The 13,708-nt window shown below is 68.0% G+C and carries 14 protein-coding genes; 13 read left to right on the plus strand and 1 reads right to left on the minus strand.

The window, feature by feature from the left end; all coding sequences use genetic code 11:
* Positions 1-176 precede the first annotated feature (176 nt).
* From rpoE to recO, 9 genes are all read left to right on the plus strand, one after another.
* On the plus strand, positions 177-797 hold the full coding sequence (gene rpoE, locus AC04MD_RS02420) for an RNA polymerase sigma factor RpoE (protein ID WP_475495727.1): 621 nt from the start codon (positions 177-179) through the stop codon (positions 795-797).
* Positions 794-1,702 carry a sigma-E factor negative regulatory protein gene (locus AC04MD_RS02425; RefSeq protein ID WP_475495728.1) on the plus strand — a complete coding sequence of 303 codons (909 nt, stop codon included), beginning with the start codon at positions 794-796 and terminating at the stop codon, positions 1,700-1,702. The genes rpoE and AC04MD_RS02425 overlap by 4 nt, the downstream gene beginning before the upstream one ends.
* Positions 1,703-1,773: 71 nt before the next feature.
* A complete protein-coding gene (locus AC04MD_RS02430) occupies positions 1,774-3,273 on the plus strand; it encodes a DegQ family serine endoprotease (protein WP_475495729.1) in 1,500 nt (499 codons plus the stop codon).
* 163 nt (positions 3,274-3,436) lie between these two features.
* Positions 3,437-5,230, plus strand: a complete 1,794-nt coding sequence (gene lepA, locus AC04MD_RS02435; RefSeq protein ID WP_475496158.1) for a translation elongation factor 4 — start codon at positions 3,437-3,439, stop codon at positions 5,228-5,230.
* A 147-nt stretch (positions 5,231-5,377) separates the two neighbouring features.
* Positions 5,378-6,178 carry a signal peptidase I gene (gene lepB, locus AC04MD_RS02440; RefSeq protein ID WP_475495730.1) on the plus strand — a complete coding sequence of 267 codons (801 nt, stop codon included), beginning with the start codon at positions 5,378-5,380 and terminating at the stop codon, positions 6,176-6,178.
* 37 nt (positions 6,179-6,215) lie between these two features.
* Positions 6,216-6,593 carry a DUF4845 domain-containing protein gene (locus AC04MD_RS02445; protein WP_475495731.1) on the plus strand — a complete coding sequence of 126 codons (378 nt, stop codon included), beginning with the start codon at positions 6,216-6,218 and terminating at the stop codon, positions 6,591-6,593.
* A gap of 4 nt (positions 6,594-6,597) precedes the next feature.
* Positions 6,598-7,260 (plus strand): ribonuclease III, encoded by a 663-nt coding sequence (gene rnc, locus AC04MD_RS02450; protein ID WP_475495732.1) that lies wholly within the window; start codon positions 6,598-6,600, stop codon positions 7,258-7,260.
* 7 nt (positions 7,261-7,267) lie between these two features.
* Entirely contained in the window at positions 7,268-8,206 is a 939-nt protein-coding gene (gene era / locus AC04MD_RS02455) for a GTPase Era (protein WP_475495733.1), read from the plus strand.
* A gap of 22 nt (positions 8,207-8,228) precedes the next feature.
* The gene (gene recO, locus AC04MD_RS02460; RefSeq protein WP_475495734.1) at positions 8,229-8,969 is read left to right on the plus strand and encodes a DNA repair protein RecO; all 741 of its coding nucleotides are present in this window, start codon (positions 8,229-8,231) and stop codon (positions 8,967-8,969) included.
* A 5-nt stretch (positions 8,970-8,974) separates the two neighbouring features.
* On the opposite strand, the gene AC04MD_RS02465 is transcribed toward recO, so the two are convergent.
* Positions 8,975-9,673: a response regulator gene (locus tag AC04MD_RS02465; RefSeq protein ID WP_475495735.1), complete on the minus strand. Its 699-nt coding sequence runs from the start codon at positions 9,671-9,673 to the stop codon at positions 8,975-8,977.
* Between the two features lie 101 nt (positions 9,674-9,774).
* On the opposite strand from AC04MD_RS02465, the gene rlmD reads away from it, so the two are divergent.
* From rlmD to AC04MD_RS02485, 4 genes are all read left to right on the plus strand, one after another.
* The gene (rlmD, locus tag AC04MD_RS02470; protein ID WP_475495736.1) at positions 9,775-11,118 is read left to right on the plus strand and encodes a 23S rRNA (uracil(1939)-C(5))-methyltransferase RlmD; all 1,344 of its coding nucleotides are present in this window, start codon (positions 9,775-9,777) and stop codon (positions 11,116-11,118) included.
* Positions 11,119-11,353: 235 nt separating this feature from the next.
* On the plus strand, positions 11,354-11,848 hold the full coding sequence (locus AC04MD_RS02475; protein ID WP_475495737.1) for a CYTH domain-containing protein: 495 nt from the start codon (positions 11,354-11,356) through the stop codon (positions 11,846-11,848).
* 68 nt (positions 11,849-11,916) lie between these two features.
* The gene (locus AC04MD_RS02480) at positions 11,917-12,060 is read left to right on the plus strand and encodes a DUF2256 domain-containing protein (RefSeq protein WP_475495738.1); all 144 of its coding nucleotides are present in this window, start codon (positions 11,917-11,919) and stop codon (positions 12,058-12,060) included.
* On the plus strand, positions 12,057-13,616 hold the full coding sequence (locus AC04MD_RS02485) for a cryptochrome/photolyase family protein (RefSeq protein ID WP_475495739.1): 1,560 nt from the start codon (positions 12,057-12,059) through the stop codon (positions 13,614-13,616). Before AC04MD_RS02480 ends, AC04MD_RS02485 begins: the two co-directional genes overlap by 4 nt.
* Positions 13,617-13,708 lie beyond the last annotated feature (92 nt).

The raw sequence follows: 13,708 nt of genomic DNA on the forward strand, positions 1-13,708 counted from the left end.
CAAATCCACATATGGATGAGAACGTCGTCATGGGCGTGACCGGCGGCAGGGGGATGGTCCCGCTGCTCCGGTTAAATTCTTGATAGGGCAACGGTTTGGACAAGGCGTTGAACTTTCCCCCGCTAGCGCGGTCACAGGGCCCGGCCACCGCCGAGCCGACAGGAGTGCGGCGCGGCATGGCCGAAACAGATCCAACCCAGGAGCTGGACCTCGAGCTGGTCAGGCGCGTGCAACGCGGCGACAGCGCGGCCTTCGACCTGCTGGTGCGCAAGTACCAGCATCGCGTGGTGGCGCTGATCGGGCGTTACATCCATGACTGGAGCGAGTGCCAGGACGTGGCCCAAGAGACGTTCCTGCGCGCATACCGCGCGCTGGGCAATTTCCGGGGCGATTCCCAGTTCTATACGTGGCTGCACCGTATCGCCGTGAATACCGCCAAGAACCACCTGGTCGCGCACAACCGGCGTCCCCCGACGGCGGACGTGGATGCCGCCGACGCCGAGCAGTACGACATCGGCACGCGGCTGCGCGATACCGACACCCCCGAGCGCGAGCTGATGCGCCAGGAGATGGAGGCGACGGTGATGAAGGCCGTGGACGGTTTGCCCGAGGAACTGCGGACCGCGATCACCCTGCGCGAGGTCGATGGCCTCAGCTACGAGGAGATCGCGCAGAAGATGGACTGCCCGATCGGCACCGTGCGTTCCCGCATCTTCCGGGCGCGCGAGGCGATCGACGAACAGCTGCGTCCCTTGCTGGACGTGGACAGCACAACCAGGGAGCGCGCCCGCTCATGACCGCCCGCAACGAGACACCGATCATCGACAAGCTCGACATCCATCATCGCCAGCAGCTCTCCGCCCTGATGGACGGCGACCTGGCGGCCGACGAAGCCCGCTTCCTGTTGCGCCGCCTGCAGCACGACCACGAGCTGGCCGGCTGCTGGGAGCGTTGGCAGCTGTGCGGCGACGTGCTGCGCGGGCAGGGTCGCGCACCCGCGCCGGCCGGCTTCGCGGAGCGCGTGGCGCAGGCGATCGCGGCCGAATCCTCTCCCGCCGCGACGACCGCTTCGCAGCCGCAGGCCGCGCGTCCGCGCAACCTGCTCGCCCGCTGGGGTGGCGGTGCGCTCGCGGCCTCTGTCGCGCTGGTGGCCTTGTTCATGGCGCGCCAGCAGTCGCCGCAGGACGTGCCGGTGAGCGAAGGTGCGCAGGTGGCCTCGGCGCAGGCGACGTCGCCTGCTCTGGCTCCGGAATCCCCGTCCGCACCGGCCCCCGATGCCGAAGCCTATGCAGCAGCGGCCGTTGCCGTAGTGGCGAGCGTGCCGCGACGCCAGGACACGACGCGCCGCAGCGCGACCCGCAGCCAGCAGGCGGCGCGCAGCGCACAGCGCGTGGCGAGGGCGGAAACTCCGTTGCGCGCGAACGGCACGACGCCGGGCGCATCGCTGGAGGCGGTCGCCACGCTGACGGCGTCCGCGCCAGTCCACAACGCGGTCAACCCGTTCTCGCATCGCACGCAGGATGCGGGCGCCGTGGCATCCCGCCCCTGGCCACGCTCGGCCCTGTCGGCCTATCCCTCGGGCAGCGGTAGCCTGACCACGGGCTACAGCTCGGACTCGGCTACCCGGACCTTCTATCCGTTCGAGCCGCGTATGCCGTCCGGCGCCCCGGCCGTGGCACCCGTCGACGCGTCGCGCGACTGACTTTCCGCGCGTCCGGCTGCGTCCGAGCGCGCGCGACACCCTGGTTCCCTTCTTATCGAGGCATGCATTCGATGACCCTACACGCCCGTCACAACCTGTTGGCCCTGCTGATGCTCACCACGCCGCTCGCTGCCTGCGCGGAGCAGGCCGAAGCGCCAGCGCCGGTGGTCGCGGCAGCGCCCGCCGTGGCGCAGTCGGCCGCGCCGCAACTGGTCACCGGTCTGCCTGACTTCACCCAACTGGTGGAGCAGGTCGGTCCGGGCGTGGTGAACGTCGAAGCCACCGTCGGCGCGCGTCGTGGCGCGCAGGCGAGCGAGGAGGCGGACATCCCGGAGATCTTCCGCCGCATGCTGCCGCCGGGCTTCCAGATGCCGGGCCCGGGCCAGCAGGGGCCGCAACGCCGCGGCACGTCGATGGGCTCGGGTTTCATTATTTCGACCGATGGGTATGTGCTGACCAATCATCATGTCGTCGATGGCGCGGATGAGGTCAAGGTGACCCTGCCGGACCGCCGGGAGCTGACGGCCAAGGTGGTTGGCAGCGACCAGCAGTACGACGTGGCGCTGCTGAAGGTCGAGGCCAAGGGCCTGCCGACATTACGCATCGGCAACTCGGGCACGCTAAAGCCGGGCCAGTGGGTCGTGGCGATCGGCTCGCCGCTGGGCCTGGACCACTCGGTCACCGCGGGCATCGTCAGCGCGGTGGGGCGTAGCGCCTCCCCCGAGCAGCGCTACGTGCCCTTCATCCAGACGGACGTGGCGATCAACCAGGGCAATTCCGGCGGCCCGCTGCTCAACACCCGCGGCGAGGTGGTCGGCATCAATTCGCAGATCTTCTCGGTGTCCGGCGGCTACATGGGCATCAGCTTCGCGATCCCGATCGACCTGGCGATGGGGGCCGTCGACCAGTTGAAGGCCACCGGCCGTGTAAGTCGTGGGCAGTTGGGGGTGCAGGTGGGTGCGGTCACCGCGGATGTGGTCAAAGGCTTCGACCTGCCTGACAACCGTGGCGCGCTGGTCAATGAAGTACTTACCGACAGTCCCGCAGCGAAGGCCGGGCTGAGTCCGGGTGACGTGATCCGCTCGGTGAACGGTCGCGCGATCAACGATTCCAGCGACCTGCCGCCGATCATCGGTGCGATGGCGCCAGGCTCCAAGGTGGCGCTGGGCCTGCTGCGCGATGGCAAGACCAAGGACATCACCGTGACCCTGAGCGAGCTCGACGAGGGCGGCGCCGCCAGCGATTCGCTGCCGACGGCACCGGATCGTCCGACCGCGCCCGCAGGCCGCAATGCGCTGGGCATCCAGAGCCAGGGCCTGGATGCCGGCAGTCGCAAGCAGCTCGGTGTCGAATCGGGTGGCGTGCTTATCACCCGCGTCGAAGGTGCGGCGGCCCGTGAGGCCGGGCTGGCCCCCGGCATGGTCGTCCTGCAGGTAGGCCGCACCAAGGTCGACAGCCCGGCGGCGCTGGATCGCGAGCTGGCCGCCGCGAAGGCGGGCGATACGGTGATGCTGCTGGTCCGCAGCCGCGGCGTCACCCGCTTCGTGGCGGTGACGGTCGAAAAGGGCTGATCCGTCCAGGATTCACGCCTGACATCGCCCCGCGACGCCGGGGCGATGTCGTTTCCGCCCTGCGATCCTGCCTTGGCGGGCGAGGCCGGCCCCCAGCCGTGCGATAATGTCCCGTTATTCCTGACGACGGCACAGGCCGCCGCCCCCCATGTCCTCCGATTCCATGCGGAATATCCGCAATTTCTCCATCATCGCGCACGTCGACCACGGCAAGTCGACCCTGGCCGACCGCATCATCCAGCTCTGTGGCGGCCTCGAGGCCCGCGAGATGGAGGCGCAGGTACTCGACTCGAATCCCATCGAGCGCGAGCGCGGCATCACCATCAAGGCCCAGTCCGTGTCCCTGCCGTACAAGGCCAAGGACGGGCAGGTCTACCAGCTCAACTTCATCGACACCCCCGGTCACGTCGACTTCTCCTACGAAGTCAGCCGCTCGCTGGCGGCCTGCGAAGGCGCGCTGCTGGTGGTCGACGCCGCGCAGGGCGTGGAAGCCCAGTCGGTCGCCAACTGCTACACGGCCGTTGAGCAGGGGCTGGAAGTCGTGCCGGTCCTCAACAAGATCGACCTGCCCACTGCCGATGTCGAGCGCGCCAAGACCGAAATCGAGGCCGTCATCGGCATCGACGCCGACGACGCCGTGCCGGTCAGCGCCAAGACCGGCCTGAACGTCGACCTGGTGCTGGAAGCCATCGTCCAGCGCATACCGCCGCCGCAGCCGCGCGACACCGACAAGCTGCAGGCGCTGATCATCGACTCGTGGTTCGACAATTACCTGGGCGTGGTCTCGCTGGTGCGCGTGATGCAGGGCGAGATCGGACCGAAGAGCAAGATCCTGGTGATGTCGACCGGCCGCACCCACGAAGTGGACAAGGTCGGCGTGTTCACCCCCAAGCGCAAGGAGCTGAAGAAGCTCGGCGCCGGCGAGGTGGGCTGGATCACCGCCTCGATCAAGGACGTCCACGGCGCCCCGGTCGGCGACACGCTGACGCTGGCAGGCGACCCGGCACCGGGCCCGTTGCCCGGCTTCCAGGAGATGCAGCCGCGCGTGTTCGCCGGCCTGTTCCCGGTCAATGCCGAAGACTACCCGGCGCTGCGCGAGGCGCTGGAAAAGCTGCGCCTGAACGACGCGGCGCTGCGCTTCGAGCCGGAAAGCTCGGAAGCCATGGGCTTCGGTTTCCGCTGCGGCTTCCTCGGCATGCTGCACATGGAGATCGTGCAGGAGCGCCTGGAGCGCGAATACGACCTGGACCTGATCAGCACCGCGCCGACCGTGGTGTATGAAGTCCTCAAGACGGATGGCACGGTGGTTTCGCTGGACAACCCGGCCAAACTGCCGCAGTCCAACCTGATCGACGAGGTCCGCGAGCCCATCATCCGCGCGAACATCCTGACCCCCGAAGCCTACATCGGCGCCATCATCAAGCTGTGCGAGGAAAAGCGCGGCGCGCAGATCGGGATCCAGTACCTGGCCAGCCAGGTGCAGATCAGCTACGAGCTGCCGATGGCCGAGGTGGTGCTGGATTTCTTCGACAAGCTGAAGTCGGTCAGCCGTGGCTATGCCTCGCTGGACTATTCGTTCCTGCGCTTCCAGGCGGGTCCGTTCGTCCGCCTGGACACGCTGATCAACGGCGACAAGGTCGACGCACTCAGCCTGATCGTGCACCGCAGCCATGCCGACCGGCGCGGGCGCGAGCTGTGCGAGAAGATGAAGGACTTGATCCCGCGGCAGATGTTCGACGTGGCGATCCAGGCGGCGGTAGGGGCGCAGATCATCGCCCGCAGCACGGTCAAGGCGATGCGCAAGAACGTGCTGGCCAAGTGCTATGGTGGCGACATCACCCGCAAGAAGAAGCTCCTCGAGAAGCAGAAAGAGGGCAAGAAGCGGATGAAGCAGGTGGGCCGCGTGGAGATTCCGCAGGAGGCCTTCCTCGCGGTGCTGCAGGTGGACAGCAAGTAGCGTTTTCCTTCTCCTTGCGGGAGAAGGTGGCGCGTAGCGCCGGATGAGGGTACGGCGAAGTCCGCGACGCCGTCAGTGCGTGGACTTCGCCGTACCCTCACCCCAACCCCTCTCCCGGTGGGAGAGGGGCCATTCAACGGAGTGTGTATGGTCTGGTTTGAAACGATCCTCGTGGTGCTCACGCTGCTGACCGGCGTGGTGTGGCTGGCCGACAAGCTGTTCCTCGCCAAGCGGCGCAAGGCCAGCAGCGGACTGCTGGACGAGGAACCGGTGCTGGTCGACTACTCGCGCGCCTTCTTCCCGGTGCTGGCCGTGGTGCTGGTGCTGCGCAGCTTCATCGCCGAGCCTTACAAGATCCCGTCCAGTTCGATGATGCCGAACCTGCTGATCGGCGACTTCATCCTGGTCAACAAGTTCTCCTACGGACTGCGCCTGCCGATCACCAACCAGAAGTTCCTGGCCATCGGCGAGCCGAAGCGCGGCGACGTGGTGGTGTTCAAGCCGCCGCACGATCCGGAAAACAACTGGATCAAGCGCGTGATCGGCCTGCCGGGCGACAAGGTCGGCTTCCATGGCGACACCGTCTACCTGAACGGCCAGCCGTTGAAGTACCAGACCCTGGGCGAGTACACCGGGGCGGGCGACCGCGCCGAGGCGTTCGGTGCCACCCTGCTGAAGGAAGAGCTGCCGGGCCGGCCCCATACCGTCCTGGAAACCGTCGGCCAGCCGCCCCCGGGTGGCGGCGAGGGCGACTGGGTCGTGCCGCCGGGACACTATTTCGTGATGGGCGACAACCGCGATAACAGCCTGGACGGCCGTTTCTGGGACTACCATTTCCTGCCGGAGCAGAACCTGCGCGGCAAGGCCTTCCTGGTCTGGCTGAACTGCGAGGGCTGGGTCTGCAAGAATGGTTTCGATGCCTCGCGCATCGGCAACGGCATCGAGTGATCAACCAACGCTAACGGGGATGGACGGGGGAATGACGATGAAGCGCAATCAGAGTGGCATGACGTTGTTGAGCTTTGTGATCGTGCTGGCCGTGGTGGGCTTCGCTGCCTACATCACCATGCGCCTGTTCCCGATGTACCAGGAGTATTACGCGGTCAAGTCGTCCATGAAGGGTCTGGCCAACGAGGCGGGCGTGGCGGACATGGATCCCGCCCGTATCCAGGAGTTGTTCTTCCGCCGTCTGAACATCAACTATGCCGACACCGTCAAACCGTCGCACGTCAAGATCGAGCGCATGGAAGGCGGCTGGAACATGACGGTCAGCTACGAGATACGCCGTCCGCTGGTCGGCAATCTCGACGTGGTCGGCAACTTCCATGCCGAGCAGGCCATGACGCGACGCGGCGCGGACTAAGGGATTGGCGGTTGACCGCATCGGCCATGTTTTCGCCGACCAGGGACTGCTTGCGCAGGCCCTGACGCACCGCAGTGCGGGCGCACCGCACAACGAGCGGCTGGAGTTCCTCGGCGACAGCGTGGTCAACCTGCTGGTCGCCGAGACGCTGTTCCAGCGCTGGCCCAAGGCCGACGAGGGCGCCCTGACCCGCGCCCGTGCCGAACTGGTCCGCGAGGCCTCGCTGGCGACCATCGCCCGCCATCTGCAGCTGGGTGAGCGCCTGACGATGGGGCCAGGCGAGATGAAATCCGGCGGTCACCGCCGCGACTCCATCCTGGCCGATGCGCTGGAAGCAGTCGTGGCGGCGATCTACCTGGACAGCAGTTTCGAGGCCTGCCGGGCGGTGGTGCTGCCCTGGTTCGAGGACATGCTGGCGGCCCTGCCGGTCGGGCGTCCCGAGAAGGACGCCAAGACCCGGCTGCAGGAGTGGCTGCAGGGCCGGCAACGGCCTTTGCCCGTGTATGAACTGGTCTCCGAAAGCGGCGACGACCACGCCAAACTCTTTCTCGCGCGCTGCACCACGCTGGACCCGCCGCTGACGGCGGACGGCGAGGGCACCTCGCGCCGCAACGCCGAACAGGTCGCCGCCGCGGCGCTGCTCGACAGGCTCGACATCTCGAAGTGAGTACCCCGTGAATGCATCCTCCTCCTACCGCAGCGGCAGCGTCGCCGTCATCGGTCGCCCCAACGTGGGCAAGTCCACCCTGACCAATGCCCTGGTGGGCGCCAAGGTCAGCATCACCTCCAACCGTCCGCAGACCACGCGGCACCGCCTGCTCGGCATCGCGACGTTCGCGGCGGGTAAGGACCGGCCCGCCGGCCAGATCGTGCTGGTCGACACGCCCGGCCTGCACAAGCAGCAGGGCAAGTTCTCGGCGTCGGCGATGAGCCGGGTGATGAACCGCGCGGCGCGCGGTGCGCTGGAAGAAGTCGACGCCGCCCTGATGGTGGTCGAGGCCGGACGCTGGGACGAGGAAGATACGCTGGCCTACAACGTGTTGCGCGACGCCGGCATCCCGGTGGTGCTGGTGGTCAACAAGGTCGACCGGATCAAGGAGAAAGCGGCCATGCTGCCGTTCCTGTCCGAGGTCGCGCAGGATCGCGAGTTCGCGGCCTTGCACCCGGTCTCCGCGTTGAAGCGCAACGGGCTGGAGGCGTTGGTCAAGGATGTGCTGGCGCTGCTGCCGGAGCAGCCGCCGATGTTCGGCGAGGACGAGATCACCGACCGCAGCGAGCGTTTCCTGGCCGCCGAACTCGTGCGCGAGCAGCTGATGCGCCAGCTCGGCGCCGAACTGCCGTATGCCACCACCGTCGAGATCGAGAACTTCACCACCGAGAATTCGCCGAAGGGCGAACTGGCGCGCATCGGTGCGGTGATCTGGGTCGAGCGCGAGAGCCAGAAGGCGATCGTGATCGGCAAGGGCGGCGCGCGGCTGAAGGACATCGGCAGCAAGGCGCGCCAGCAGATGGAGCACCTGTTCGGGCGCAAGGTCTTCCTGGAGACCTGGGTGCGCGTACGCGAAGGCTGGTCCGACGACGAGACCGCGCTGAAGGCTTTCGGCTACGAGTGATCAGCCGGCGACGCCCGGTCATATGCGCCTGAGCGATACCGCCTTCGTCCTGCATGCGCGCCCGTGGCGCGAGACCAGCCTGCTGGTCGAAGTGCTGGGCCGCGAACATGGCCGGCTGGGCCTGATCGCGCGCGGGGTGCAGGGGCCGAAGAAACACGTCCTGCGCGCGGCTCTGCAGCCGCTGCAGCTGATCCGCCTGGACGGTGACCTGCGCGGCGAACTGGCGCGGCTGGTGGGCGCCGAAGCGCTCGACGCCGCCCCGCAGCCGGCCGGCGACGCGATGCTGGCCGCGTTCTACCTCAACGAACTGGTGCTGCGGCTGGCGCCGCGCCACGACCCCTTGCCCGACCTGTTCGATGCGTACGCACGTGCCCGCGGACACCTGCGCGAGCGCGAGGGGCTGGCGTGGTCGTTGCGCCGGTTCGAACGCGACCTGATCGAGGCGCTGGGCTTCGGCTTCGCACTGGATTGCGATGGCGACGGCGAGGCCATCGATCCGGCGGCGCGCTACCGGCTGGATCCCGAGCATGGACCGCGCCGCCTGCTGAGCGACCGCGGCCATGGGGAACGCAGCCAGGCCGCGACCGGCCGCGCACTGCTGGCCCTGGCCGAGGATGTGCCGCCGCCGCCCGACGATCTGGCGAGCCTGCGGTTGCCGATGCGCTCCGTGCTGGCGCATCACCTGGGGCCGCGCGGACTGAAATCCTGGGAAATGATCGGCGAGCTGGGACGGCTGAAGCGCGCTGGCAGCGCCGCCGACTGACCGCGTCAGCCCTCGCTCGGCAGCAGGCGTCCGCTGATCGCCACGAATGCGTCACGCAGGGCGGCGTCCGCGGGCGCCGCATGCCACCGCGACGCGATATCCGCCAGCGCGGCCGCCCCGGCGAACCCGCAGCTGGCCTGCAACCGGTGCAGCTGCGCGCGCAGTGCCGCATCGTCGGCGCGGGCGAACGCATCGAGACAGACCGTCCGCGTGGCGGGGAGTTCGGACAGGAACAACTGCCGGAGCGTCGCGACGTGTTCCCGGTTGCCGGCGAGCGCGGCGAGGGCGGCGGCCTCGTCCCAGTCCGGCCGTGCTGGCGCATCGCGTCCCACATGTCCCAGCGCGGCGCGTACTGCGTCCAGCAGCGCCTGAGCCGACAGCGGTTTGACCAGCACATCGGCAAAGCCGGCCTGCAGCAAGCGCTCGCGCATGGCGGACGTCGCGTCGGCGGTATGCGCCAGCGCGCTCGCCAACGTATCGGCCATGCGCAGGTGCTGCAGCAAGACCGTCCCGCTGCCATCAGGCAGGTTGGCGTCGATCAGCCAGGCATCGAAGGGACCGGTCGCGGCCAGCGCCTGCGCGCAGTCCTCCGCGACCTGCACGCGGGCCGGCAACGCCTCCAGTGCCGACGACAGGAACAGGGCGCTGACGGGATCGTCTTCCACCAGCAGGATCGAAGGCGTCGCGCCGTGGGTGAGGGGCATGGTCGGGCTTCCTGCGGACTCGCCCCATCTTAGCCTTGGCAGGCGCGGCCGGTGGCCATGCGACAATGCCGCCCCGCCAAAGACACGCAGCCTGACGCCACGTGGCCCGTACCCGTTCCCCCCGCATCGACAAGACCCCGTTTGAAGCTTCCATCACCGACCTGACCCACGATGGGCGCGGCGTCGCCCGTCGCGACGGCAAGGCCGTGTTCGTGTCCGGCGCCCTGCCTGGCGAGCGCGTGATGGCCGAGCAGACGGCCAAGAATCGCCACTACGACGAAGCGAAAACGCTGGACGTGCTGGAGGCCTCGCCCGATCGCGTGACGCCGCGCTGCCCGCATTTCGGCACCTGTGGCGGCTGCGTGCTGCAGCATCTCGACGAGACGCGCCAGATCGAGGCCAAGCAGCGCGTGCTGCTGGAGAACCTGGAACGCATCGGACACGTGACGCCGAAATCCGTGCTGCCGCCGCTGACCGGCGCCGGCTGGGGCTACCGTCGCAAGGGCCGCTTCTCGGTGCGCCGGGTCAACAAGAAGGACAAGACGCTGGTCGGCTTCCGCGAACAGGATCCGCGTTTCGTCGCCGACCTGTCCGAATGCCATACCGTTATCCCGGAGATCGGCGGCAAGGTCGCGGATCTCGCGGCGTTGGTCGAAAGTCTGGACGCGCGCGAGCACATCCCGCAGATCGAATTCATCGCCGGCGACGCGGGTACGGATTTCAGCGGCATCGCGCTGGTGTTCCGCCATCTGCTGCCGCTGAGCGACGGCGATCGCGACAAGCTCGTTGCGTTCGGCCAGGCCAGCCGATTCGCCATCTTCCTGCAGCCCGGCGGCCTGGAAAGCGTGCATCCGCTGTGGCCCGAGGCGCCGCAGCTGGCGTTCTCGCTGGCGCCGTGGGACGTGTCGCTGGCGTTCCGTCCGCTGGACTTCATCCAGGTCAACGCCGCGCTCAACGAGAAGATGATCGCGCGTACGTTCGAACTGCTCGATCCGCAGGCGCAGGACCGCGTGCTGGACCTGTTCTGCGGCCTGGGCAATTTCACCCTGCCGATGGCGCGGCTGGTTGGCGAAGTGGTGGGCGTGGAAGGCGAGGCTGGCCTGGTGGCGCGTGCGCGCGAAAATGCGCAACGCAACGCATTGCCGAACGCGCAGTTCCATGCCGCCGACCTGACCCAGGACCAGCGCGGCACGGCGTGGATGCGGCAGGGCTTCGACAAGCTGCTGCTGGATCCGCCGCGTTCGGGCGCCATCGAAGTGCTGCAGCAGCTGCCGCTGAAACAGTTCGACCGTATCGTCTACGTCAGCTGCCACCCCGGCTCGCTGGCGCGCGATGCCGGCTATCTGGTCAACGAGCAGGGCTATGCGCTTGTTTCTGCGGGGGTGATGGACATGTTCCCGCACACCGCGCACGTCGAGTCGATCGCGTTGTTTGAGCGAGCATGATCGTCCTGAAAGCAGGAGGGTGCGGTGGAAGCCGGGCGCGTTGCGACGCGCTCGTCATCGTGGCGCACGCGCGGGGTCGGGGCGCGGACATGTTCCCGCAAACCGCGTATGTCGAGTCCATTGCGCTGTTCGAAAGGCGGTGATCCTGCAGGAGGGGCTTCAGCCCCGACGGCGGGATACGGCGATAGCGGTCGGGGCTCACGCCCCTCCTACAACGACGCGAGGGCTTCACTCGATGGGCATTGAAATCGAACGCAAGTTCCTGGTGACCGGCGATGGCTGGCGCGAGGCCGCGCACGAGGTGGTGCCGATGGCGCAGGGCTATATAAACGATATGGGTGCGATGGATCGCGGCGAACAGAAAGCCTCGGTGCGCGTGCGCATCCAGGGCGATGCGGCCTTTCTCAACCTCAAGTCGCGCGAGCTGGGCCACACCCGGCAGGAATTCGACTATCCCATTCCCGTGGAAGATGCTCGCGCACTGCTGTCGCTGTGCGTGGGCGGGCTGGTCGACAAGCGTCGCCATCTGGTCCGCCACGCCGGGCACCTGTGGGAGGTGGACGAGTTTCTCGGCGACAACGCCGGCCTGGTGGTGGCGGAACTCGAGCTCGACCATGCCGACGAGGCTTTCGGGCGCCCCGCGTGGCTGGGCGACGAAGTCACCGACGATGCGCGCTATTACAACCTCGCGCTCGCCAGCCGTCCCTACCGTCTCTGGCCGCGGGACTGAACCGGCCGACAGCGCATCCGGCGACGGCATCGGCGCGTAGGAGTGATCACACCTACGCCTGGCCGAACATGCGCCGCAAGTCCGATCTGCCCAGCAAGCCCTGCCGCACCTGCGGTCGTCCGTTCACCTGGCGGCGCAAGTGGCGCGATGTCTGGGACGAGGTGGCGCATTGCTCGGAGCGCTGCCGGCGACAGCGCAAGGCGCGCGCGTGAGCCGGTGCGAGCGCGGTGTACCGCCGGCCCACACGCTGAGGCTGGTACTCGGCGACCAGTTGGACCCGCAGCATCCGTGGTTCTCCCGGGTCGATCCGGGCGTGCTCCATGTGCTGATGGAGGTGCGGCAGGAAACCGACTACGTACTGCATCACGCGCAGAAGGTCCTCGCCATTTTCGCCGCCATGCGCGCGTTCGCCGACCGCCTGCGCGCTGCCGGCCATCGGGTGCATTACCTCGCCATCGATGACCCGGACAACCGGCAGCAGGTGACCGCGAACCTCGATACCCTGTTGGCGGACTGCGGCGCCACCGCCTTTGCCTACCAGCCTGCCGACGAGTGGCGGCTGGATGCACAACTCCTGCAGTGGACGGCCTCCCTCGATATCGAAGCCGAACGCGCTGCCGACGTCCATTTCCTCGCGGCCCGCGACGAGGCCGGTCGTTTGTTCGGCGCGCGCAAGCATTGGCGCATGGAAGCCTTCTATCGCGCGATGCGGCAGAAGCAGGGCGTGCTGCTCGAACCCGATGGCACGCCGGCGGGTGGGCGCTGGAACTTCGATCACGACAATCGCGCTGCCTGGGGCGGTGCGCCCCCCGAACCGGTGGACTGGCGAAAGCCGCACGATCATCGCGCGCTGTGGGCCGCCATCGAGGCGGCCGGCGTGGCCAGCTTCGGCGATCCGCAGGCCGGTGCCCTGCGCTGGCCGCTGCACCGCGACGAAGCGCTGGCGGACCTTGAGGCGTTCGTCGAGCACGCGCTGCCGTGGTTCGGCCAGTACCAGGACGCCATGAGCACGCAGGCGCCGCGCCTGTTCCATTCGCTGCTGTCGTTCGCGCTGAACACCAAGATGCTGCGTCCGGCCGAGGTGATCGCGCGCGCCGAGATGGCGTGGCGCGAGGGCAGGGCACCGTTGGCGGCGGTGGAAGGGTTCATCCGCCAGATCCTCGGCTGGCGCGAGTATGTCCGTGGTGTGTACTGGGCGAAGATGCCTGGCTACGTGGCGCTGAACCACTTCGGCCACGGTACGCCGCTGCCGGATTGGTTCTGGACCGGCCGGGTGCGCATGCGCTGCCTGGCCGAGGCCGTCGGCCAGTCGCTGTCGCAGGCGCATGCGCACCACATCCAGCGCCTGATGGTGATCGGCAATTTCTCGCTGCTGGCCGGACTGGATCCGCAGGCGTTGCATCGCTGGTACCTGGGCGTCTACATCGATGCGTTCGAGTGGGTGGAGCTGCCCAACACGCTGGGCATGAGCCAGTTCGGCGATGGCGGCCTGCTGGCCAGCAAGCCGTATGTGAGTGGCAGTGCCTACCTGGACCGGATGAGCGACTACTGCCGCGGCTGCCCGTACGACCGTCGCCAGCGCACGGGAGCGCGTGCCTGTCCGTTCAACGCGCTGTACTGGGACTTCCTGGATCGCCACCGCGACACGCTGGGGCGCAATCCGCGCCTGGCGATGCCCTACCGTCAGCTTGCGCGAATGGATCCGGCCACGCGCGACGCGCTGTCCTCGCATGCCCGTCACGTGCGTGGCGCGCTGGCATCGCTCTGAAGCGGCGCATCCGCCGCATGAACGCCCCCGTCTGACGGCTGCACGGGCTTCTGCGACAATGCAGTCCCCGCGCCCTTGGGCGCCGCCCATGA

This window comes from Pseudoxanthomonas sp. LjRoot206 (genome assembly GCF_056175725.1).

Excerpts from the sequence above, each read along its gene's own strand:
- AC04MD_RS02480 (WP_475495738.1), top strand. The coding sequence starts at position 11,917 with ATGCGCCGCAAGTCCGATCTGCCCAGCAAGCCCTGCCGCACCTGCGGT.
- AC04MD_RS02430 (WP_475495729.1), top strand. The coding sequence starts at position 1,774 with ATGACCCTACACGCCCGTCACAACCTGTTGGCCCTGCTGATGCTCACC.
- AC04MD_RS02475 (WP_475495737.1), top strand. The coding sequence starts at position 11,354 with ATGGGCATTGAAATCGAACGCAAGTTCCTGGTGACCGGCGATGGCTGG.
- AC04MD_RS02445 (WP_475495731.1), top strand. The coding sequence starts at position 6,216 with ATGAAGCGCAATCAGAGTGGCATGACGTTGTTGAGCTTTGTGATCGTG.
- AC04MD_RS02425 (WP_475495728.1), top strand. The coding sequence starts at position 794 with ATGACCGCCCGCAACGAGACACCGATCATCGACAAGCTCGACATCCAT.
- AC04MD_RS02465 (WP_475495735.1), bottom strand. The coding sequence starts at position 9,673 with ATGCCCCTCACCCACGGCGCGACGCCTTCGATCCTGCTGGTGGAAGAC.
- recO (WP_475495734.1), top strand. The coding sequence starts at position 8,229 with ATGCGCCTGAGCGATACCGCCTTCGTCCTGCATGCGCGCCCGTGGCGC.
- lepA (WP_475496158.1), top strand. The coding sequence starts at position 3,437 with ATGCGGAATATCCGCAATTTCTCCATCATCGCGCACGTCGACCACGGC.
- rpoE (WP_475495727.1), top strand. The coding sequence starts at position 177 with ATGGCCGAAACAGATCCAACCCAGGAGCTGGACCTCGAGCTGGTCAGG.
- lepB (WP_475495730.1), top strand. The coding sequence starts at position 5,378 with ATGGTCTGGTTTGAAACGATCCTCGTGGTGCTCACGCTGCTGACCGGC.